We start from the raw sequence: 22,110 nt of genomic DNA, 5'->3' as shown, positions 1-22,110 counted from the left end.
GCCGGCAACGCTGCCGGCGGTGTGGGTCGGGGTCTGGCGCCGGGTGGCAGCAGACCGAACGGTTGGGCCGGGAAGTCATCGTCAGCCGCCGGCTGGGTTCATCTGCGCCGGCAGCCAGGTCGCCATCTCCGGGAAGAGGATCATGAGGGCGAGGAACAGCACGGCGATGGGCAGGAACCACAGCAGGGCGGTGAACACGTCCTTGAGGGTGATCGTGTGCCCGAGGTTGACCTCCGGTGCCTTCGTGATGTTGTGCACGATGTAGGAGAGGATGCCCACCGGCGGGGTGATCATGCCGAGTTCGCCCAGCAGGACGACGAAGACCCCGAACCACAGCGCCGAGACGTCCATCGCGTCGAGGGTCGGCAGCAGGATCGGGATCGTCAGCAGCATCATCGACAGGGTGTCGAAGAACATGCCCATGATGAGGTAGACGACCACGAGCACGAGCAGGAAGCTGATGCGCGAGAGCCCGAGGTCGGTGATGAACCCGGTGATCATCGGCGCCAGGCCGGTGATGGCCAGCAGCTTGGTCAGCATTTCTGCGCCGATCATGATGAAGAAGATCGCAGCGGTCGCACTCACAGTCGAGATCGCAGCCTGCGACACGCGGGCGAGCGGCTTGTCGCGGCGGGTGTAGAGCAGGCACAGCAGCAGGGCTGCGAATGCGGCGGCCGCACCGGCCTCGGTCGGGGTGAAGGCACCGGAGAACATGCCGCCGAAGAGCACGATGAGGATGAGTGGGAAGCCCCAGATGTCACCAAGGGAACGGAACCGGTCCCGCCAGGTCGAGGCCACCGCCTCGGTGCCGGTGGCTGTGCCCTTGCCCACCAGAGCCGGGGCGAAGAGCCCGAGGAGGAAGATGAAGACGGCGAAGGTGACCGCCAGCAGGATGCCCGGCAGGGTGCCGGCGATGAGCTGCGGGCCGACCGGCACCGAGGCGATGCCGGCGTAGACGACGAGCAGGATCGAAGGCGGGATGAGGTTGCCGGGCAGACCGGCGACGATGACGGTGCCCACGGCCACCCGCCGGTCATAGCCGGCACGCAGCATCTCCGGGATGCCGGCCCGGCCAAGCGCATATGTCATGCCGATCGTCGAGCCGGATACCGAGGACAGGCCTGCACCGGCGGCGGTCGTGCCGATGCCGATGCCGCCGGGCAGCCACGAGAACCAGTGATCGGCAGCCCGGTAGATCTTCGACGTCAGCCCCGACTGGGTCAGCAACATGCCCATGAAGATGAACATCGGCAGCACCGAGTACGACCACTGCGAGACCGAATGGAACGGCGAGGTCGAGAGGATGTTGACGGTGGCTGGGATGCCGGAGAGCGCATAGACGCCGATAAGGCTGGGCGCCGCGAGCGCGATCGCAGCAGGCACGGCGAGGAAGAGCAGGATGAGCATCATCGCAATGCACCACATGCCGGCGATCTGCGGGGTGGGGCTGGTGAACAGTCCGGCGAGGCAGCCGGCGAAGAGCGCCAGGCCGATGCCGAGAGTCAGCCAGCTGCCGCGGCCGGTGCGGGCTGCGTGGGCGGCACGCGCCTCGGCCTTCTTGTCGGCGGGCAGCAGCTGAGCGGGGGAGATGGTCATGGCCTGCCTCAGATGATGGTCTCTTCGATGTCCCGTTCGGCCGTCTCACCGGTGAGCGGATTGACCTCGGGATTGCGGGTGCGGGCGGTGATGATGATGTCGACGACGAACAGTGCGGCGAGCATGGCGAACACGACCGGGACGAGGAAGTACACCGGCCAGGCGATGATGTCGGTGACCCCGGCAGTCGCGCCCATGTCCATGCGCTTGAGCGCCTCCTTGAGCCCGAACCACGCGAACCCGACGCTGACAAGCGCGCCGAGGGCGTAACCGAAGATCTTCGTGATCGCCTGCGGCAGCGGGGCGAGCCGATCTGAGAGGAGGGAGACAGTGATGTGCTCCTTCTGCAGCTGTGCGGCCGGGATCCCGAGGAGTGCGACGAAGGGCAGGTACCAGAAAGCGACGATCTCGTTGGTGCCGAAGATCGGGGCGTTGAAGAGGAACCGCGACAGTGCGTGGATGACGATGTGGGCCATCATGAGCACGACGGCGATCGCGGTCAGGACCGACAGGGATCTGTCGAGCAGCGCGTTGAGCCTGGACACCAGTGTCACCTCGGTTCGTCTCACGGTTCGTCGCCCGCTGCTGCGGGCGCCGCGGCGTCAGCTGAAGTTGACGCTGGTATCAAGTTAATGATTGTTCAGCCAGTTTTCAAGAACTTTCTATGACCTGTGACACAGTCGAGACAGGTGGCCGCCGCAGGCTTGATGAGACGGCAGCGGCCGGGGCAGTCCTGCTGCCCCGGCCGTACCGGTGACGGTGCCGCGCCCGAGGCGGTGGCTGGGTTTCCAGCTGTGCCTCGGGCGTGGTGTCAGAGGAGTTCGAGAATGGTGGCGTTGGCCTGGCCGCCGCCTTCGCACATCGTCTGCAGGCCGTACCTGATGCCCTTGTCGGCCATGTGGTGGACCATCGTCGTCATGAGGCGCGCGCCCGAGCCGCCGAGCGGGTGGCCCAGCGCGATCGCACCGCCGTTGGGGTTCATGAGCTTCGTGTCTGCCTCGAGGTCCTTGGCCCAGGCCAGCGGCACCGAGGCGAAGGCCTCGTTGACTTCGAAGACGCCGATGTCCGACATCGACAGCCCCGAGCGTCTGAGCGCCTTCTGGGTCGCTGGGATCGGGCCGGTGAGCATGATGACCGGATCAGTTCCAGCCAGCACCGCGGTGTGCACGCGGGCGATCGGCGTGAGCCCGAGCTCGCGGGCCTTCTCCGAGGTCATCATGAGCAGGGCTGCTGCGCCGTCGGAGATCTGGGAGGCGTTGCCGGCGGTGATGACACCGTCTTCGCGGAAGACGGTCTTGAGCTTCGCCAGGCCCTCGACGGTGCCTCCGCGGCGGATGCCCTCATCAGCGGTGATGGTGCCGTGCTCGGTCTCGACCGGCACGATCTGCGATTCGAAGGCACCGGCATCAGTGGCTGCGGCTGCGCGTTCGTGGGATTCGATGGCGAACTCATCGAGCTGCGTGCGGTCGAAACCCCACTGCTCGGCGATCATCTCTGCGCCGATCCCCTGGTTGGGGAACACACCGTCGTAGCGGGCGAGGAAGCGCTCGCCGTAGGGGCTCTTGCCCATGAGCGAGGAGCCCATCGGGTTGCGCGACATCGACTCGACGCCACCGGCGATGACGGCGTCGTAGTGGCCGGCGATGAGTCCGGCGGCGGCGAAGTGCACCGACTGCTGTGACGAGCCGCACTGGCGGTCCACTGTGACGCCGGGCACCGACTCCGGCAGGCCGGCTGACAGGGCTGCGGTGCGGGCGATGTCACCGGTCTGTTCGCCGGCCTGAGTGACATTGCCCCAGATGACATCGTCGATGACGACCGGGTCGATGCCGGTGGTCGTCACGAGGTCCTCGATCACGACGGCCGAAAGGTCAGCGGGGTGGATGCCGGAGAGCACGCCTTCGCGCTTACCGGTCGGGGTGCGGCGGGCGGCGACGATGACTGCGTCGTTCATGTGGGCTCCTTCGTCGGCGGTGCAGTGAGTGTGACCGAGCTCAACTGTAGCCAGCCGCTAACCGGCCTCTGCGACCGGGGTCACACTGTGGTGGTCAGGCGAATGATTCCGGGGCGAGTCCGGCCTCGGCGAAGGCCTTCTCGTACACCTCGGCCGGCAGGTCGATCCACAGCCCGGTCGAGCGCGCGCACACCTTGCCATCGTGCCGGATCTCGCCGACCATGTGCTTCTTGCGGCCCTCAACCTGGTCGACCCAGGCGACGACAGTGACCTCGGTGCCGAGCGGGGTGCCGTCGAAGTAGTCGATCGACAGCATCCGGGTCAGCGCCGGCGGCGGGGCATCAGTGTTGGCGGCAGCTCCCATGACGTGATCGAGCAGCATCGCCACGACCCCGCCGTGCGCTCGCTGCGGTGGGCCCTCATAGGGTGCGCTCAGCGTCACGGTGCCCTCGGCGCGGCCGTCTGAATAGCTGAGCTCCATCGGCGGGGCGATCGGGTTGCGCAGCGAGGTCACCGGGCTGCGGTCGTTGGGCAGATAGGACTCTCGGGCGCCGTGCGACGGTGCCGCCTGCGACGGATCGGCGGCCAGTGCCTGAAGCTGCCCGGCCAGCTCCCCGACCCGTGCGGCCACAGCCGCCTCGTCACCGGTGGCCACGAGCACGTCGATGAGCTCGCGGGTCAGCTCCGCTGTGTGGGCGATATAGGGGGTGACGTGGGACTGACGGTGACGGTTCATCTCACTCCTCGCAGGCTTTGCGTCCCGTCTCTTCTTGTGTGAGACAGATCAAGCCAGTAGTCTGCTGAACAATCGTTCGATACCGGATTCAATCTAGCTGCCGGCATCGACCGTGGCAAGGGCGCACACGCCCTGCCGGCACAGTCTCACGGCGAAAAGGGAGAGTATGAAGGCCATCCACGTCACCCGCCTCGACGGCCCGGGCGCAGTCGAGCTGCAGGACGCACCCGCACCGTCCCCGACCGAGGGCGAAGTCCTCATCGAGGTCGCCTGCGCCGGGGTTACCTTCCCCGAGCTGCTCCAGACATACGGGCAGTACCAGACGAAGCACGAACCGCCCTTCATCCTCGGGTCCGAACTCGCCGGCACCGTCGTCGAATCCCGTTCCTCCCGCTTCGCCCCCGGTGACCGGGTCGCTGCGATCATCCCGAACGGGGCCTTCGCCCAATTCGCCACCGCACCCGAGGCGATGGTTCTGCCCCTGCCTGAGGAGGTCTCCTTGAAGGCTGCGGCGGGGATGCCGATGAACGTCCTGACCGCCGACTTCGCCCTGCGCACCCGCGGGAACCTCCAGCCGGGTCAGCGCGTCCTCATCCACGGTGCGGCCGGCGGCCTCGGCTCGGCCTGCGTGCAGATCGCCCTGGCCATGGGGGCTGAGGTCATCGCGGTGGTCTCCAGTGATGAGAAGGCTGCGATGGTCACCGAACTCGGCGCCCAGCACGTCGTGGGCGCCGACGGCTTCAAAGACGCCGTCAAGGACGTCGCCCCGCGCGGCGTCGACGTCGTCGTCGACCCGGTCGGCGGGGACCGCTTCACCGACTCCCTGCGGTGTCTGGCCCGCTTCGGCACACTGCTCGTGCTCGGCTTCACCGCAGGCTCGATCCCGGAAGTCAAGGTCAACCGGCTGCTGCTCAACAACATCTCCGTCGCCGGTGTCGGCTGGGGCGCAGCCCTGCCGTCCGACCCGCTCATGGCCCAGAAGCAGTGGGCCCACCTGCGCGAATACCTCGCAAACGGCCAGCTCAACCCCCACATCCACGCCCGCTTCAGCCTCGACCAGGCCGCTGCGGCGATCACCGAACTGGAGAACCGCTCGGTGATCGGCAAAGTCATTCTCGACATTCAGGAGGACACCCATGGCTGAGGAGCTCGACGTCACCCTCGACGCCGGCGTCATGACAATCCGCATCAACCGCCCACAGGCGCTCAACGCGCTCACCCGCGACACCGTCATCGCGCTGAATGAAGCCCTCGACCGCGCCGCTGAAGAGGCCCGGGCCGTCATCCTCACCGGCGATGCACGCGCCTTCTGCTCCGGAGCTGACGTCTCAGCGATGACCGACGGCGAGCTCAAGGGCGTCGGCCTCGACGTCATCAACGAGGCGATCGGCAAGATCCGCGACCTGCGCGTGCCCACCGTCGCCGCCGTCTCCGGCCCGGCCGCCGGTGTCGGCTGCTCGTTCGCGCTCATCTGTGACTACGTCATCATGAGCGAGAAGTCCTACCTCATGCTCGCCTTCACCCGCATCGGCCTCATGCCCGACGGCGGCTCGACCGCACTCGTCGCCGCCTCCGCCGGCCGCCACCGTGCCCTGCGCATGGCCCTGACCGGCGAGAAGGTCCACGCCGCCCGGGCCTACGACTGGGGCCTGGCCACCGAGGTCACCGCACCCGAGGCGTACCTCACCCGGGCACAGGAGATCGCCTCCCAGCTCGCCGCCGGCCCCACCCTGGCACTCGGCGAGACCGAATGGGCGATCAACCAGGCAACCCTGCACGAACTCGACGCAGCCCTGAACCGCGAGGCCACCGGCCAGGACATGCTCAAGGACTCCGCCGATGCCGCCGAAGGCGTCACGGCGTTCCTCGCCAAGCGCACCCCGGAATTCCGCGGCTCCTGACGTTTCAGCCGCTGCACCCGCACCACTCGCATGACATGAAAGGCACACCCTCATGCTCACCGGCAACCGCTCGACCATGGGCGATGACTACCAGCTCAACCTCACTACCTTCCTCCGGCATGCCAACCGGACGTTCTCCGATGCACCGGTGACCTACCGCGATCTGGCCGGTCAGTGGCACCAGTCGGACTACGGCGAAGAGTACGCCCGCATCAGCCAGCTCGCCCACGCCCTTGATGAGCTCGGGATCGGTGCCGGCAGCACCGTCGGGGTCATGGACTGGAACTCCCGCCGCCACTTCGAGCTGTACTTCGGTGTGCCGTGCGTGGCGGCGACGATGCTGCAGCTGAATCTGCGCCTGGCGGTCCCCGACCTCGCCTATGTCGTCAACCATTCGCAGACCGACTGGGTCTTCGTCGACGAATCGCTGCTGCCGCTGGCCGAGGCGTTCGCCCCATCGACCTACGTCAAGGGCTGGGTGGTGCTCACGGACAAGCCGCTGGATCAGATCGAGACGAGCCTGGAGAACGTGTACTCCTATGAGGAGCTCATCTCCGGCAAGCCCACCGACTACGACTGGCAGGTCATCGACGAGAACACCGCCGCCTATGCCGGCTACACCACCGGCACGACCGGCAAGCCCAAGGGGGTGTTCTACTCCCACCGCGGCATGTATCTGCACACGATGGCCTCACTGGCTGCCCTTCAGGTCGACTACACCGACGTCGTCATGCCGATCACGCCGATGTTCCACGTCATCTCCTGGGGCTTCCCCCAGACTGCGCTGGCCGCCGGCGCCGGAGTCGTGCTGCCGGGCCGCTTCGCTGCTGCGGATATCACCCCGGTGGCCGAAGGGTTCACCCGTTTCGGTGTCACCGTCGCCAACGCAGCACCGGCCCTGCTGACTCCGCTGTTCGAGCATTTCAAGGCCCTCGACACCCCGCCGGACCTCTCCAGCACCCGGGTGGTCTCCGGTGCCAGCGAACCGCCCCTGGCGCTGCTCAAGGGTCTGACCGACCTCACCGGCGTCAAGGTCATCCACGCCTACGGTGCGACGGAGACGACGCCGCTGGTGACCGTCAACTGGCATCTCAAGCCCGGTATGGAGCTCAGCGAGGACGAGGTGTGGGATTTGCAGCGCTACCAAGGTGTGCCGGTCACCGGCATCGACGTCAAGATCGTCGACCCGGCCGGAGCCGAGGTGCCGGCCGGTGAACAGGGCGAGGTCCTCTTCCGCGGACCCTGGATCACGAGCAGCTACCACAACCTCGACGACAGCGCCGAGAGGTTCACGGACGGCTGGTGGCGCTCCGGAGACGCCGGACTGCTGACCGAGCAGGGCTACCTCAAGCTCACCGACCGCCTCAAGGACGTCATCAAGTCCGGTGGTGAGTGGATCTCCTCGATCGACATGGAGAATGCGCTGCTCGATCACCCGCAGGTCGCCGAGGCCGCGGTCATCGCGGTGCCCGACCCCAAGTGGGATGAGCGCCCAGTCGCCTATGTCGTCGCCCGCGAGGACGGTGTGACGAAGGACAGCATCCTCGCCGTCCTCGCCGACCGGTTCGCCAAGTGGCAGCTGCCCGATGACGTCGTCTTCTGCGAGGAGCTGCCGCGCACCTCAGTGGGCAAGCTGGACAAGAAGCTGCTGCGCAGTCAGCACCAGCAGCAGGACTGACCCCAGACACAGAGAAGCCATCCTTCCGATACCCAATCAGGAATCGGGAGGATGGCTCCTCTCACTCTTCTCGGCCCAAAGACTGGTCGAATATTGCCCCTGATCCGTACCCGGGACCGTCACTTTGTGACCGGACTTCTGCCCGGAAGCACAGGCGCGCAGATCGCAGGCTCGCAGACTGGCTGCGCCAGCTCACCCGTCACGGGTGCGTCAGCAGGTACACCCCGTCGCGGCGGCAGGTGACGATCTCCCATCCGTCTTCCATCAGGCCGGTGAACGTGTCGCGCAGCGCCATCCGCCAGCGGGTCGCCAGCTCCGGGTCGACCCCGCGCAGCGATTCGATGTCGCTGGGGATCCGCACTCCGACGACCTCGCATTCGCGCGGCACGTCGCTCAGCCGCGGCTCACCGTCGACGGTGTCGAGTGCGAAGACCGGCTCAGCGCTCTCCAGCGCCTCCGGCAGCGGCGGGCGCTTTGGCAGGTCGAGCCGCCAGGACACGAGCATCCGGTCTGAGGCCTGGCCCTCGTTGACGCCGTCGCGCATCTGGCCGTAGAAGTCCTCGTAATAGTCCAGCGCATTGACGCCGAGCCGGCTGAAATTGAAGTAGGCGTTGCGGGCGATGAGCGGATCGAACGTCCACGTCATCTGTTTGATCCCGTGGTTGAGGCACCACAGCCGCTGGTGCAGCTTCATCGCTGCACCGGTGCCGCGGCCCACCTGTTCGTGGCGCACACCGGCGATATGGGAGTGCATCATCTTGCCCAGCGGCTGGCCGAAGAACCCGATCGTCACGCCGATGAGCGAGTCGTCCTCAACATCGAAGGCCCCGGCGACGTAGTTGCCGGCATGGGCCAGCGCCACGATGAGCCCGGGCTCGAGCTGGGTGGTGCCGGCTCTGCCGACGTTCCACACCTCATCGAGCAGCAGCGAGGCCTCGGCCGCCTCAGCGGCGGTGTGCAGGCAGCGCATGACGACACCGGCTGACTCCTGCGCCTGGGCGAGCTGTTCCTCGGCTCCGGCGATGATGTTCTCGTTGCTCATAGATTTATTATTCCACGCCAGCGCACTACCGCCAGGGTGCTGGCCGTCCCGCGAGCCGGGCGGGGTCGAAATGTGGCAGGCGGCGGTGTACGTTTGCCCATATGCTCACCGAGACCCCGTTGACTGCCGCCATCATCGGCGCCGGCACGATCGGCCTGTCCTGGGCTAGGCTGTTCGCCTCCCGCGGGCACCGCGTGCGCCTGTTCGATCCCCGCCCGGATCTCGACACGGTCGCCGAGAGGCTGGCCGCTGAGACCGAGGCACCGATCGAGGTCTGCCAGTGCCTGACCGAGGCGGTGGGCGGCGCTGACCTGGTGCAGGAGTCCGGGCCGGAGAACCTCGAAGCGAAAATCCAGATGTTCGCTGACCTCGTCGACGCCGCCCCGGCTGACTGTGTGCTTGCCTCATCGTCCTCCGCGCTGCTGCCGACGAAGATCGCTGCGCGTCTGTCCGACGAGGCAGCCGCCCGCATCCTCATCAGCCACCCGTACAACCCGCCGCACGTCATGCCCCTGGTCGAGGTCGTCCCCGGTGAGCGCACCGCGCCCGAGGTGGTGGCTGCCCTCCGCGAGTTCCTCGTCACCTTGGGCCGTGTGCCGGTCGTGCTCGAGAAGGAAGCCCCCGGTTTCGTCGGCAACCGTCTGCAGAACGCCCTGCTGCGCGAGGCCACCCACATCGTCGAAGCCGGCATCGCCAGTGCCGAAGATGTCGACACGGTGCTGAAGAACGCACTGGGCATGCGCTGGGCTGCCGTCGGACTGTTCGGCGGCCTGCACCTGGGTGGGGGAGAAGCCGGGTTCCGCGGTCTCATGGAGCACATCGGCCCGTCGTTCGCGCAGATCGACGTGGCCGAACCGGATATGTCGGCCGAAGGCATGGAACCGGTCTTCGAGCAGGTTGAGCGGGCCTACCCGTCAGCCGAGGCGCTCACGGCCGAACGCGACCACATGCAGGAGGGCATCCTGCGCCTGCGCGGCCTGACTCAGACTGCCGCGCGGTAGAAGTACGTCGTCCGGTTCGTGATGAGCCCGGCATCGTCGAAGGTGAGGAAGTCGGCGAACCGCTCGCTGGCCTCCGAACCGTCCTTGAGCGTGCCGGCGAACGATCCCTGCACAGCAGCCTGCTGGCCGGACACCAGCACCTCGGTGATGGTGTGCTGGCCTGAGACGATGATCCGCTCACCGTGGTAGAAGTCGGTGATCGCCTTCCCGACCATCGTCGGGTAGCCCGGCCGGTCATAGCTGGCGTCGGGGGCGAACAGCGCCGATGTCGCATCGGCATCACCGGAGTCGACAGTGGCGTAGTAGCGGGCGGCGAGTTCTTCGATGCTGTGCCTCTCAGCGGTCACGATCGGTCCTCTCAACAGGTGGCGGGACGGGGTCTCAGCGCCAGTCTACGCCGGTTGAACAGCAGGCCCAGCGGCGACTAGCGTGGGCATCAACCGCCGGTGCACAGGCCGGCCTGCACCGTCGCAGCCTTAGGTACGCGGTCCGCGACGGTCGAGTGAAAGGAATCACAGATGTCGCAGTATGCAGTCGTCAATCCCGCCACCGGTGAGGTCGTCGAGGAGTTCCCGACCGCCACCGATGAGCAGATCACCGATGCGCTCGCCCGCTCGCACAACGCCTACGCCACCTGGTCCACCACCCCAGTGGAGGAGCGCACGACAATCCTGTCGAAGGTCGCTAAGATCTATTCGGATCGCGCTGAGGAGCTTGCCGAGATCATCAAGCTCGAGATGGGCAAAGCCATCCCGGAGGGCAAGGGCGAAGTCGCACTGTCGAGCATGATCTACCAGTACTTCGCCGACAACGCCGCCGAGTTCATCTCCGAGGAGAAGCTCAAGGGACCCAAGGACGGCGAGGCCTATCTGCTGCGCAAGCCGGTCGGCTCGCTGCTGGGCATCATGCCGTGGAACTTCCCGTACTACCAGGTCGCTCGCTTCGCCGCCCCGAACCTGGCATTGGGCAACACGATCATCCTCAAGCACGCCCCGCAGTGCCCGCGCTCGGCACAGGTGATGGAGGAGATCTTCGCCGAGGCCGGCCTGCCGGCCGACGCCTACATCAACGTCTACGCCACCAACGAGCAGGTCGCTGACATCATCCTGCCCGACCCGCGCAACCAGGGCGTGTCCCTGACCGGTTCGGAGCGCGCCGGTTCGGCTGTGGCCGCCGAGGCGGGCAAGAACCTCAAGAAGGTGGTCCTCGAACTCGGCGGCTCGGACCCGTACGTCGTGCTCGACTCCGAGGATGTCGCCGCGACCGCCAAGACGCTGTTCCAGGCTCGCATGGGCAACACCGGCCAGGCCTGCAACTCGCCCAAGCGCATGATCGTCATGGACGACATCTACGACGAATTCGTCGAGAAGATCACCGAGTCGGCCAAGAAGTTCACCCCGGCTGACCCGCTGGCCGAGGACTCACAACTGAGCCCGCTGTCGTCGAAGGCAGCGCAGGAGCGGTTCATGGAGCAGGTCGAGGCGACGGTGGCTGACGGTGCGACCCTGCTGGCCGGTGGCAAGGCCTATGAAGGAAAGGGCTCCTTCGTCGAGCCAGTCGTGCTCACCGATGTGCAGAAGGGCAAGCGCGGCTACTACGAGGAGCTCTTCGGCCCGGCATTCATGATCTTCCGCGTCTCCTCCGACGAGGAAGCCGTCGAGCTGGCCAACGACACCCCGTTCGGTCTCGGCTCGGCCGTGTTCAGCTCGGATATGAGCCGGGCGGAGAAGGTCGCCGACCAGCTGCAGGCCGGCATGGTCTTCGTCAACGGACCTGAGCAGTCCCGGGAGTACCTGCCCTTCGGCGGCGTCAAGCGCTCCGGTGTCGGCCGTGAGCTCGGCCCGCTGGCGATGGACGAGTTCTGCAACAAGCAGCTGTACTACAAGAACAGCTGATCTCAGAGCATATGTCGGCCCGCCGGGTTCGCCCGGCGGGCCGACTCTTTTGGCACGTGCGATCAGCGTGCCGTCTGAGCTCTCATTGTCTCTTCGCGTGCCGGGTGACGGTGACGACTGCGGTGCCGGCGGCCGACCCTGCACAGTCGCACCTGTGCGCAGACATGACTGTGGCCCGCCGGGAGAATCCCCCAGCGGACCACAGAATGTCAGCTTCTCAGCCGTCGGTCATCACTGCTTGGTGCTCTTGCGACGGCTGACCACCATGGCTGCAGCTCCGACGGCCAGCAGGCTGGCTGCACCGTAGAGTGCTGTCAGGTCTGAGCCGGTGCGCGGCAGCTCGTTGCGGTCGCGGTCACGGCCCTTGTCAGAGTCACCGCCGCCCTTGCCGTTGTCATCGGCGTGGACGGAGAACGTTCCGTCGCTCTCGCCATCGCCGCAGATGACGGTGACGGTGTAGGTGCCTGTGTAAGCGGAGTCGGGTGCGTTGCCCGTGCCGTGGATATGCTCGATGACGGCGGTGCCGTCGTCGTTGGTGTCGGCGTCGACTTCGTAGCTCAGCTCGCCGTTCTCATGTTCGATGATGAACGCTGCTGCCTCACCGGGGTAGCAGTTCGTGACGGTGAGCTGGACACCCTTGTTCTCATTGCGGAAGTCGGTGACGCTGATCTTCTGCGGTGAGATCTTCAGCTCCGGCTCCATGGTCTCGTCGTCGCCGTCGTCTTCACCGATGATCGTGACGGTGAAGTCGAAGGTCTTCGACTCTTCGCCCTCGCGGGAGACGGTAACGGTGAAGCCCACCTTCTGGCCCACCTCGAAGTCGCTCGGGTCGCCCTCGTAGTAGACGCTGGCCGTCAGCTTGTCACCGTCAGCGGTATTCGGCTTGTTGGTGAGGTTGTCGGTGACAACGTCTCCGGGCTGGAGGTTCGAGGCTGTGATGCTGATGCCCTTGTCCGGGTCGGCGAGGTCTGCAGCGGTGATCTCATCCGGAGCCGAGCTCACCTGCGGGTCGAACGCCGGGGCCTCATCGTCGCCGTCGTCTTCACCGATGATCGTGACGGTGAAGTCGAAGGTCTTCGACTCTTCGCCCTCACGAGCGACGGTAACGGTGAAGTTCACTGTGTCGCCGACCTTCAAGTCGCTCGCATCGCCCGTGTAGTAGACGCTGGTCGTCAGCTTGTCACCGTCAGCGGTATTCGGCTTGTTGGTGAGGTTGTCGGTGACAACGTCTCCGGCCTGGAGGTTTGAGGCTGTGATGCTGATGCCCTTGTCCGGGTCGGTGAGGTCTGCGGCGGTGATCTCATCCGGAGCCGAGCTCACCTGCGGGTCGAACGCCGGGGCATCGTCGTCGCCATCGTCTTCAGCCGGCTCGTCGGTCTTCGAAAGCTCCTTGGTCTTCGCAGAGGCAGGCTTCTGCTGTTCTTCAGTCTCCGTCTCGGCCTGCTTCTCGGCCGAGTCGTCGTGCTTCTCTTCCTCAGACTTCTGACCGCTGTCAGCCGGCTGCGCCGCCGGCTCGGTGGCAGCCTGTGTCTCTTCTGGCGTCGGCTGCGCAAATGCGGCCGAGGAGCCGAAGAGCGCACCAGCGCTGACGAGCGCGGCGGCGGAGGCGCCGGCAGCCAGGCGGCGGAGAGATGTGCGCTTCATGAGGCTGTCCCTTCGAAGGTCAGAAAAATATCAATTCTCTCTGAGAGTAACCTGAGTGGCATCGGGTGACAACCAGGTTTCCTGAATATTCGGTGAATTGGCCGAGATCTGCGGCACTTCGTCCGATAGCCGGCCGACCGGGGTGCCGGGCCAGGTCTCTGCCCTGAAGGCAGCACCCGGAACCCCGCCTCAGAGCCGGGGCATCATCGCCCGTAGCATGGTGCGAGCACATCCGACCGCGACCACCGGTCACCACAACCGGAACTCAACGACGAGAAAGGCCCACACCTCATGGCTAGTCACACTCCGCCCCCGACCACCCCGGAAACCCAGGAAGCGCAGTCGAACGCGCAGGCTTCACGCGGGCTCATGCGACCGCTGAATCACTTCCTCGAGCGCTGGGTGCCGTCATCGCTGGTCTTCGCCATCCTGCTCACCCTCATCGTCGCGATACTTGCGTTCATCCTCACCGATGCCCGCCCCGTCGACGTGCTCACCGGTTGGGGAGAGGGCCTGGCCGGGCTGCTGGAGTTCATGACCCAGATGGCGCTCATCCTGCTGCTCGGCCACATCCTGGCCAACACCGGACCCGTCCGGAAGGGCCTCTCCGCGCTAGCCGCCGTGCCGCAGAGCCCGCTCATGGCCTACGTCTTCGTCTTCATCGTCGCCAGCGTCGCCTCTCTCATCACCTGGGGACTCGGTCTGGTCGTCGGCGCACTGCTCGCCCGCGAGATCGCCATTCAGGCTCGCGGCAGGCAGATGAAGGTCCACTTCCCGCTGCTCGTGGCTGCCGGCTACTCCGGCATGGTCGTGTGGCACATGGGCTACTCCGCTTCAGGTCCGCTGACCGCAGCCACCCCGGACTCCTTCCTCGCCGAATCCTTAGGCGGCCAGCTCATCCCGGTCTCCCAGACGATCTTCGCCGGCTGGAACATCGCCGCAGCCGCCGCCGTCATCATCGTCTGCGCCGCCCTGTTCGCTCTGGCCGCCCCGCGGAAGAACGACCCGGTCGTCGAACTGCCCGCCCACGTCGAATCCGAGGCCTACGACCCCGCCGGCGAAGACGTCGTGACACCGGCTGACCGGATCGACGCCTCACGCATCCTCACCCTCATCACCGGCCTCGCACTGGCCGGCTACCTCGTCGTCCACTTCGTCCAGGGCGGCTCGCTGACCCTCGACATCGTCAACTGGTCGTTCCTGGCGCTCATCTTCCTGCTCGTGCGCAGCCCCTTCGAACTCATCCACCTGACGAAGGAGGCCGCCGCCAACGTCGGCGAGATCCTGCTGCAGTTCCCGCTCTACGCCGGCATCCTCGGCATGATGAAGGCCACCGGCCTCATCGTCGTCTTCTCCACCGCACTCGTCTCGATCGCCAACCCGACGACCTTCGGCCTGCTCGCCTTCCTCGCCGCCGGCCTGGTCAACTTCTTCGTCCCCTCCGGCGGCGGCCAGTTCGCCGTGCAGGGCCCGATCATGCTCGATGCCGCCGACCAGCTCGGCGTCGACCCGACAGTGGCGATCATGGCGGTGTCCTACGGAGACCAGTGGACGAACATGATCCAGCCCTTCTGGGCCCTGCCGGTGCTTGCGATCGCCGGGCTGAAGATGCGCGACATCATCGGCTACACCACCTTGACCCTGCTCGGCGCCGGCGTCGTGCTCGGGGCGACCCTGCTCATCATCAGTCTGTGACCGCCCCCGAGGCGGTGGCTGGCGTGCGTTGTTAGAGTGCCCTCATGCCTGAGATCCGCGTCTCCGCCCTCGTCATCCGCCACCCTGAGCACCGTGAGCTGCTCATGGTCCGCAAGTCCGGCACCCAGGCGTTCATGCTGCCTGGCGGCAAGCCCGAACCTGGTGAGTGCGCTCGGCACGCGATCATCCGCGAAGTCGCCGAGGAGCTGCATCTTGAGCTTGCCGATGACCGGCTCGTTGAGCTCGGCACGTGGACCGCGGCGGCTGCCAATGAGGCCGGGCATGCGGTCACGGGCACAGTCTTCGCCTACCGCGGTCTGCCCGCTGGTCTGAATGTCTCCGCTCCTGCGGTGTACGAGGAGATCGCCGAGGCTGCCTGGTTCTCCTTCGATGACCTGCCAGCCGACACCGCCGAGCGCCGGTTCGCCTCCCTGACTCGCGAGTGCGTCATCCCCAACCTGCCCGACTGGCTGGCCGAGGGCACGAGCACACCGGCACAGCCGCGCTGACAGCGCTGTGATGACCTGACAGTGCCGCGCAGCCGGCCGAAACAGATCCGGCTGCGTGGCACTGCCTGCGGCTCAATTCCTGTTCGACTTCTGCGCAGTCGACTTCTTCGCCGTCGTCTTCGTGGCTGTCGACTTCTTGCCGGTGGCCTTCTTGGTAGCGGCCTTCTTCGGCGCAGCCTTCGTGGTGGTGCTCTTCTGCGCAGTCGTCTTCTTCGCCGTGGCAGGCGTGGTCTCGGCAGTCTTGGTCGTGGAAGGCTTCGCCGTGGCTGACTCGGTGCCCTCAACCGTCGCCGCAGTGTCTTCGGCGGCCAGTTCGCCGAGTTCGGCGTATGCGTAGAGGGCGCGGTAGACCTCGTGCAGGCTGACATTCGCTTCGCTGGCGATCATTCGCACGACACCCAGGTAGTCTTCATACGGCACGCGGGCGGTGTTCTTCGACTCCAACAGGCCCGCATCGAAGAGCACGCCGACCGAGCGGGCGTCCATGAGCGCGAAATCCGCGGGGTAGACCGCTGAGAGGATCGCACTGGCGAAGGGCTTGCCGACCCCGGCGATGATCGACAGGATCGGAATCCGCCAGCGATCAGGGGTGTCCTCCTCCAGCGCCAGGAAGGTCAGGTACTCGATGTCCTTCTGCGTGGCCTTGTCAGAGTAGCTGGTGAGCATCGGCAGAACGGCAACCGCCTTCCACTCCGCAAAGCGCAGCAACGACTTGTACTTCAGCCGCTCCTTCTTGCGTGCCTTCTTCGCGTCCTTGGTCAGCAGGCGGTCTTCGAGCTCGGTGATCACATAGCGCGGGGCATAGCGGGCGATGAATTCCGAGGTGATGCGCAGAGCCGTCATGACGGCATTATATCTGTCACAGTCGTGACCAGATCGCATCTGCCACAGTCGTCACCTGGTCAGACGCCACCGGACAGCACAGCTGCCGTGAGTCCTGCGAGCAGGGCCGCTGCGATGACGACACTCATGACGATGACCACTGTGCGTGCGCCCCGCGAGCGGCGCAGCGTGGCCGCTGGTGAAAAGCTCGACCGGTCAGGAGCCGGACTCGGGGTGCGGGTGTCCGGGGGAGTGGCAGGCAGGCCGTAGAGGTCTCGGGGGATGTCCCGATGAGGTGGGCGTGAGTACACAGCAGACTCCTGCAATCGGCTCGGCGGTGGAGGGCTCACCACCGAGTCAACCCCGGGCTGGTGCGTCAAGGGTGCTCGGTATGTGGCAGGTCCGCCACAAGTCCCAGCGGCCGGGCATGCCGCAGGTCCCAGCGGCCGGGCATGGAACTGGGCGGTGCACCGCAGTGCACCGCCCAGTATGCGTCTCTGTCGGCTTGTCTCAGCCGACGCCGGCTGCAGGCCTCAGCAGGGACGGGTCTCCGGGGAGACGGTGAGCTTCGGGTCGCGCTTGACGACACCTGCGAGGGCATCGTCGATCTTCGTGAGCACATCTGCATCGAGCTTGACCCCGGCGGCCTCGGCGTTCGAGGTGATCTGCTCGGGGCGTGAGGCGCCGACGAGTGCGGCAGCGACGTTGTCGTTGGCCAGCACCCAGGCGATCGCCAGCTGTGCCATCGTCAGGTTCAGGTCCTGGGCGATCGGCTCGAGCTTGGCAACGGCTTCAAGGGTCTCGTCCTCGAGCAGTCCGGCCACGGCCTTTGCGCCACCGGACTCATCGGTGGCACGCGAACCTTCGGGCAGCGGCTGGCCGGGCTTGTACTTGCCGGTCAGCACGCCCTGGGCGATCGGCGACCACACGATCTGGGAGATGCCCAGCTCCTGACAGGTCGGCACCACCTCGGGTTCGATGACCCGCCAGAGCATGTTGTACTGCGGCTGTGAGGAGATGAGCTGGATGCCGAGATCCGTGGCCATCCCGTGGGCGGCCCGGATCTGCTCAGCGGTCCATTCGCTCACACCGATGTAGAGGGCCTTGCCGGATCGGACGACATCGGCAAACGCCTGCATCGTCTCTTCGAGTGGGGTCTCGTTGTCGTAGCGGTGCGCTTGGTAGAGGTCGACGTAGTCGGTCTGCAGGCGGGAGAGCGAACCGTTGATCGATTCCATGATGTGTTTGCGCGACAGGCCGCAGTCGTTGTGCCCGCGCGGGCCGGTGGGCCAGTAGACCTTGGTGAAGATCTCCAGTGACTCGCGGCGCTGGCCTTTGAGGGCTTCGCCGAGGACCGACTCGGCCTTGGTATTGGCGTAGACGTCTGCGGTGTCGAAGCTCGTGATGCCGGCGTCGAGTGCGGCATGCACGCACTTGGTCGCGATCTCGTTTTCAACCTGGGAGCCGTGGGTGAGCCAGTTGCCGTAGGTGATCTCGGAGATCTTGAGTCCGCTGTTGCCGAGGTAACGGAATTCCATCAGGTAGTCCTCTCTTGCAGATCAATGACCGGTGCCTGCCTGGCACGGCCTCACCTCCTCACACTACCGGCAGGACAGACCTGTGAGGGCTGACATGGCACACTGTGTTCCCTGAATTGCTCATGGTTGAATGGTGATTATGAGTGCCGAGTGGTCTGAGGTGCGCAGTGCCGTGTCGAACGCGCAGTGGGATGCGGCTATCGCACACCTGACCGGCATGCGCCGGATACCGCAGGACATCGCATACGTGCTCGCCCGGGAGTCCCACAACCACCCGGAGTTCCGCCAGATCCTGCTGACCCTTGACTCTGTGCAGGACTGTGTCATCAACGCCGTCGACCCTGAGCGCACAGGTCGATGGAACTCGATGTCGATCATCCGCCACTTCGAGTCGCCGTTCGCCGACTGGATCGACAAACCCGCCTACGCGCTGCGCTCCTTGATCGCCACCCGCAGGCAGAAGCGTGCCTGCGGGGTGCGCGAGTCGGTCGTCTTGGGCAAAGAGAAGGCCGGCGAACCGATCCCCACCGATACCGTCGGCGAGGTGTGGGAGCGGATTCTGCGCGAAGAGGACTACCTCAACGTGCCGCGCAGCCAGTTTTACGAATGGCACTACGAGGATGTCATTCGGCGCTTCCCGGAGAAGTCGAGTCATGGTGCCGATGACCCGGCCAAACCCGGACTGGCGAAGGAAGCCGCGCGTGTCATCTGCGGATGGGGACCCGATGAGCTGCGCACCCAGCTGGCCGCGAACCCAGACCTCCCGCCTGACGTGCTGCTGACCCTCATCGACGATCCGGTCGAGGCAGTCGCTCGGGCATGCGCTGACAACCTGCAGTGTGCCGGCGACCTGGCCAACCGCCTCGAAGTCCGGTTCCCCGACATGGGTGCGGTCCTCGACCGGCACCCGAACGCAGACATCGACCGTCAGCTGCGCATTCCTGCCTGCGACGTAAACGATGAGATCCTGCGCTCCTTCCTCAGGGCAACCATGGCCACCTCTGAGGAAACCGTCCAGCTGCGCTCGCGGCTCACCACCGGCAGCACCGCTGATGCAGCACTCGGTTCGGTCTGGCTCGAAGTCGCGTGGCGGGAATCGGAGGACCGCATAGCGCTGACCTGATGACACCAGTGCAGGTCTGCCGATTCCCGGTTGCTGTGCACGGATGCAGGCTAGGGTGATGGGCATGAGTTTCCCGACACGCTCCGACCAGTTGCGTCGAGTCGGCATCCAGGCTGTCAATCGTGGCCGGTCGATCGCACGCGCCAGTGCGACGTTGGTCCGCGGTCGTCTCGCCGAACGCGGACTTGCCCCGACATATGCGCCGCAACCGGACGACGCTTTCGTCGTTGCGGCCTATTTCGCCGGGGATGCGGCCAGCCTCTATCAGCTGCGTGAATGGCTGGTGCCGTTTGAGAGGCTGTCTGAGCGCCTTGTCGAGGAAGGGCACGGTGAGGCCCCGTTGGCGATCTTCTGTCGCAGTGCCGAGCACGCCCGCAGCATCACACCGGCTACCCAGCTTCCGGTTCGTTTCGGCCGGCTTGCCAAGGACCTTGAAGCCTTTATGGGTCAGCCGAGTCTGCGTGTCGTCTTCTACGTCAACCAAGCGACGATGAATTTCCAGGCGCTGCGCTTCACCCGGCCAGCGCATGTGCACCTGAGTCACGGGGAGAGCGAGAAGGTCTCGATGATCTCCAATCAGCTCAAGGCCTACGATTACATCTTCACCGCTGGCCAGGCCGCTCGCCAGCGCCTCTTAGACACGCTCGTCGGATTCCGGGAGCAGGGCGGCGAAGCGCGCATGATCGACATCGGTCGCCCGCAGCTCGACGCGCCGCGCCAGGCGCCGCAGGCCTGGCAGGAGGTGAGCGGTAGCGTACGGTTGACCGTGTTCTACGCCCCCACCTGGGAGGGTGACTCCCCGTCGATGGCGTATGGCACCCTCAAGCACAACGGCCCGGCAATCGTGCGCGGGCTGCTTGATGCCGGCTGTCGGGTGATCTTCCGCCCCCACCCGCGTACCGGGGTCATGGATGTCGGAACGGCACAGGCGCTGGCTGCGGTCAAACAGTTGGTGATTGAGCATCCGCGCGGATACCTCGACGATGATGCTCACCTGGGGTGGCAGTTCGACGCAGCTGGTGCATGCCTTGCCGAAATGTCGGCATTGGCCTTCGACTGGCTCTCGACAGGCAAGCCGCTCGTACTCGTCCGGCCGGATGATCCCGGTGCAGAAGTGCTGCCTGGTGGGCTCTTCGACCGTGTGCCCGCGGGTGAGGCGCGTCAGCCGAGTGAAATCGTCGACCTAGTGATCGCAACTGCGGGTTCGTCTGATAGCGGTGCGGTGCGCGATGCCCAGGCCCACTACCTCGGAAACACGGAACCGGGTCAGCAGCAGCTTCGCTTCGAAGCTGCGACGATTCGAATCGTCGGAGAACGCAGTACAAGTGAGCTCAGTGGGTCGGGACGCACTGGTGCAAGCCAGGTGAGAGGCAAAAGGCGGTAGGCCCCCGCGGGGGCGTTCGCACAGATTTTACCTAGGTGTAATTAACCCGTTACCATTATGCGGATCCCGGCCTGCTTCCCGGCGAGGCCCTGTTACCGTCGCTTCCAAACAACGGAGACTTCACCAATGCGCCGCATCATCACTTACGGCACGTTCGACCTGCTGCACTACGGCCACATCCGCCTGCTGCAGCGGTGCAAAGAACAAGGCGACTACCTCGTCGTAGCGCTTTCGACGGATGAGTTCAATGCTGGCAAGGGAAAGAAGTCGTACTTCAGCTACGAAGATCGCAAGCGCATGCTCGAAGCGATCAGGTACGTCGACCTCGTTATCCCAGAGGAAACGTGGGAGCAGAAACCCGACGACGTACAGCGGTATCACATCGACGTATTCGTCATGGGCGACGACTGGCAAGGGAAGTTCGACGAACTCGAAGAGCACTGTGAGGTCGTCTACTTGCCACGCACACCTGAGATCTCAACGACGCAGATCAAGTCCGACCTCTCGTCGTAGGCCTGGAGAGCGCCAAGTTCGCCGTGTGTGCGATCATTCGGTGTAAGGCCGCGTCAGCGAAGTTGCGCATGGAGGAGTGGCGATGTCAGTACTGGTGACCGGTGGCGCCGGGTACATTGGCTCCCACGTTGTTCGCATGTTGGAACAGCGGGGTGACCGCGTTGTGGTAGTGGATGATCTGTCCACCGGAGTCGAGAATCGCGTCAGCAGCACGCCGTTGGAGCGGATCGACCTTGCCGAGCCCGATGCTGAACCTCGGCTCGCGCAGGTGATCACTGAGTACGGAGTCGACTCCGTTATCCACTTTGCTGCAAAAAAGCAGGTGGGAGAGTCCGTTGAGAAGCCCATCTGGTACTACCGACAGAACGTCGGAGGGCTGGCGAATCTGCTCGCCGCGATGGAAGCATCCAGCGTTGGAACCATGGTGTTCTCATCCTCGGCAGCAACATACGGTATGCCGGACGTGCAGCAGGTGCCGGAGGACATCGACTGCAAGCCGATCAATCCGTACGGCCAGACCAAGCTGATTGGCGAATGGATGATCGACAACGCCATGACCGCCACCGGCCTCAAGGCTGCAAAGCTGCGCTACTTCAACGTCGCTGGCACCGGCTGGGAGGATCTCGCCGACACAGCGATCATGAACCTCGTTCCGATCGTTCTCGACCGGATCGGCCGTGGAGAGGCGCCGGTGATCTTCGGAGACGACTACGACACACCGGACGGTACGTGCATCCGCGACTACGTCCACGTTGCCGATCTGGCCGAAGCTCATATTTATGCCCTCGACTATCTCGCGGCCAGTGAGGGCCCGACTTCGGAGTCCGTCTTCAATGTCGGCACCGGTGCCGGCGCCTCCGTCAGCGAGGTGATCGACACAGTGGCACGCGTCCTAGGCCGACCGATCACCCCCGTCATGGGCGAACGTCGCGCTGGTGACCCACCACAGCTCATCGCCAATGTCGACCGGATCGGGCGCGAGTTCGCATGGAAGGCGCAGTACGACCTCACCGACATCATCACCTCCGCTGTCGAGGCAAAAGGCAGCCAGGCACAGGGCTGAACGGTACCTGCATGTC

The 22,110-nt window shown here is 65.5% G+C and carries 21 protein-coding genes; 11 read left to right on the top strand and 10 right to left on the bottom strand.

Annotation, left to right across the window (positions count from 1 at the left end; translation table 11 throughout):
• Nucleotides 1-81: 81 nt before the first annotated feature.
• From HLA91_RS08920 to HLA91_RS08905, 4 genes are all read right to left on the bottom strand, one after another.
• On the bottom strand, nt 82-1,596 hold the full coding sequence (locus HLA91_RS08920) for a TRAP transporter large permease (RefSeq protein ID WP_170274396.1): 1,515 nt from the start codon (nt 1,594-1,596) through the stop codon (nt 82-84).
• Nucleotides 1,597-1,604: 8 nt separating this feature from the next.
• Nucleotides 1,605-2,141 (bottom strand): TRAP transporter small permease subunit, encoded by a 537-nt coding sequence (locus tag HLA91_RS08915; protein WP_170274395.1) that lies wholly within the window; start codon nt 2,139-2,141, stop codon nt 1,605-1,607.
• Nucleotides 2,142-2,407: 266 nt separating this feature from the next.
• A complete protein-coding gene (locus tag HLA91_RS08910) occupies nt 2,408-3,550 on the bottom strand; it encodes a thiolase family protein (protein ID WP_170274394.1) in 1,143 nt (380 codons plus the stop codon).
• 94 nt (nt 3,551-3,644) lie between these two features.
• Complete coding sequence (locus HLA91_RS08905; RefSeq protein ID WP_170274393.1) at nt 3,645-4,286, bottom strand: PaaI family thioesterase; 642 nt, start codon at nt 4,284-4,286, stop codon at nt 3,645-3,647.
• 166 nt (nt 4,287-4,452) lie between these two features.
• Here HLA91_RS08905 and HLA91_RS08900 point away from each other — a divergent pair, with 166 nt between their 5' ends.
• From HLA91_RS08900 to HLA91_RS08890, 3 genes are read left to right on the top strand one after another with little or no spacing between them, the layout of a single operon-like run.
• Nucleotides 4,453-5,430 (top strand): NADPH:quinone oxidoreductase family protein, encoded by a 978-nt coding sequence (locus HLA91_RS08900; protein ID WP_170274392.1) that lies wholly within the window; start codon nt 4,453-4,455, stop codon nt 5,428-5,430.
• On the top strand, nt 5,423-6,187 hold the full coding sequence (locus tag HLA91_RS08895) for an enoyl-CoA hydratase (protein WP_170274391.1): 765 nt from the start codon (nt 5,423-5,425) through the stop codon (nt 6,185-6,187). The genes HLA91_RS08900 and HLA91_RS08895 overlap by 8 nt, the downstream gene beginning before the upstream one ends.
• A 52-nt stretch (nt 6,188-6,239) precedes the next feature.
• Nucleotides 6,240-7,865: a long-chain-fatty-acid--CoA ligase gene (locus HLA91_RS08890; protein WP_170274390.1), complete on the top strand. Its 1,626-nt coding sequence runs from the start codon at nt 6,240-6,242 to the stop codon at nt 7,863-7,865.
• 199 nt (nt 7,866-8,064) lie between these two features.
• On the opposite strand, the gene HLA91_RS08885 is transcribed toward HLA91_RS08890, so the two are convergent.
• The gene (locus HLA91_RS08885) at nt 8,065-8,907 is read right to left on the bottom strand and encodes a hypothetical protein (RefSeq protein ID WP_170274389.1); all 843 of its coding nucleotides are present in this window, start codon (nt 8,905-8,907) and stop codon (nt 8,065-8,067) included.
• 101 nt (nt 8,908-9,008) lie between these two features.
• Between HLA91_RS08885 and HLA91_RS08880 the strand changes: the two genes are divergently transcribed.
• The gene (locus HLA91_RS08880; RefSeq protein ID WP_170274388.1) at nt 9,009-9,908 is read left to right on the top strand and encodes a 3-hydroxyacyl-CoA dehydrogenase family protein; all 900 of its coding nucleotides are present in this window, start codon (nt 9,009-9,011) and stop codon (nt 9,906-9,908) included.
• On the opposite strand, the gene HLA91_RS08875 is transcribed toward HLA91_RS08880, so the two are convergent.
• Complete coding sequence (locus HLA91_RS08875) at nt 9,890-10,255, bottom strand: nuclear transport factor 2 family protein (RefSeq protein ID WP_170274387.1); 366 nt, start codon at nt 10,253-10,255, stop codon at nt 9,890-9,892. The two genes, HLA91_RS08880 and HLA91_RS08875, sit on opposite strands and share 19 nt — an antisense overlap.
• Nucleotides 10,256-10,426: 171 nt before the next feature.
• Here HLA91_RS08875 and HLA91_RS08870 point away from each other — a divergent pair, with 171 nt between their 5' ends.
• Nucleotides 10,427-11,803, top strand: coding sequence for an NAD-dependent succinate-semialdehyde dehydrogenase (locus HLA91_RS08870; RefSeq protein WP_170274386.1), 1,377 nt, complete (start codon nt 10,427-10,429; stop codon nt 11,801-11,803).
• Between the two features lie 231 nt (nt 11,804-12,034).
• Here HLA91_RS08870 and HLA91_RS08865 read toward each other — a convergent pair whose 3' ends face one another.
• Entirely contained in the window at nt 12,035-13,447 is a 1,413-nt protein-coding gene (locus HLA91_RS08865; protein ID WP_170274385.1) for an LPXTG cell wall anchor domain-containing protein, read from the bottom strand.
• Between the two features lie 369 nt (nt 13,448-13,816).
• Between HLA91_RS08865 and HLA91_RS08860 the strand changes: the two genes are divergently transcribed.
• On the top strand, nt 13,817-15,142 hold the full coding sequence (locus HLA91_RS08860; RefSeq protein ID WP_170274532.1) for a short-chain fatty acid transporter: 1,326 nt from the start codon (nt 13,817-13,819) through the stop codon (nt 15,140-15,142).
• Nucleotides 15,143-15,186: 44 nt separating this feature from the next.
• A complete protein-coding gene (locus HLA91_RS08855; protein WP_170274384.1) occupies nt 15,187-15,651 on the top strand; it encodes an NUDIX hydrolase in 465 nt (154 codons plus the stop codon).
• Between the two features lie 72 nt (nt 15,652-15,723).
• Here HLA91_RS08855 and HLA91_RS08850 read toward each other — a convergent pair whose 3' ends face one another.
• The 3 genes from HLA91_RS08850 to HLA91_RS08840 all read right to left on the bottom strand — a co-directional run bounded on the left by HLA91_RS08850 (nt 15,724) and on the right by HLA91_RS08840 (nt 18,011).
• A complete protein-coding gene (locus HLA91_RS08850; protein ID WP_170274383.1) occupies nt 15,724-16,494 on the bottom strand; it encodes a hypothetical protein in 771 nt (256 codons plus the stop codon).
• A 59-nt stretch (nt 16,495-16,553) separates the two neighbouring features.
• Nucleotides 16,554-16,784, bottom strand: coding sequence for a hypothetical protein (locus HLA91_RS08845; RefSeq protein ID WP_170274382.1), 231 nt, complete (start codon nt 16,782-16,784; stop codon nt 16,554-16,556).
• A 222-nt stretch (nt 16,785-17,006) separates the two neighbouring features.
• Nucleotides 17,007-18,011 (bottom strand): aldo/keto reductase family protein, encoded by a 1,005-nt coding sequence (locus HLA91_RS08840; protein WP_170274381.1) that lies wholly within the window; start codon nt 18,009-18,011, stop codon nt 17,007-17,009.
• 139 nt (nt 18,012-18,150) lie between these two features.
• On the opposite strand from HLA91_RS08840, the gene HLA91_RS08835 reads away from it, so the two are divergent.
• From HLA91_RS08835 to galE, 4 genes are all read left to right on the top strand, one after another.
• Complete coding sequence (locus HLA91_RS08835) at nt 18,151-19,134, top strand: hypothetical protein (protein WP_170274380.1); 984 nt, start codon at nt 18,151-18,153, stop codon at nt 19,132-19,134.
• A gap of 64 nt (nt 19,135-19,198) precedes the next feature.
• On the top strand, nt 19,199-20,518 hold the full coding sequence (locus tag HLA91_RS08830; protein ID WP_204514216.1) for a hypothetical protein: 1,320 nt from the start codon (nt 19,199-19,201) through the stop codon (nt 20,516-20,518).
• Between the two features lie 126 nt (nt 20,519-20,644).
• On the top strand, nt 20,645-21,031 hold the full coding sequence (gene tagD / locus HLA91_RS08825) for a glycerol-3-phosphate cytidylyltransferase (protein ID WP_170274379.1): 387 nt from the start codon (nt 20,645-20,647) through the stop codon (nt 21,029-21,031).
• A gap of 82 nt (nt 21,032-21,113) precedes the next feature.
• Nucleotides 21,114-22,094: a UDP-glucose 4-epimerase GalE gene (gene galE / locus HLA91_RS08820; protein WP_170274378.1), complete on the top strand. Its 981-nt coding sequence runs from the start codon at nt 21,114-21,116 to the stop codon at nt 22,092-22,094.
• Nucleotides 22,095-22,110: the final 16 nt, after the last annotated feature.

The organism is Brevibacterium luteolum, from assembly GCF_013004595.1.
In the GTDB taxonomy this organism is placed as follows: Bacteria; Actinomycetota; Actinomycetes; order Actinomycetales; family Brevibacteriaceae; genus Brevibacterium; species Brevibacterium luteolum.
This window is presented reverse-complemented; position numbering and strand designations above follow the sequence as displayed.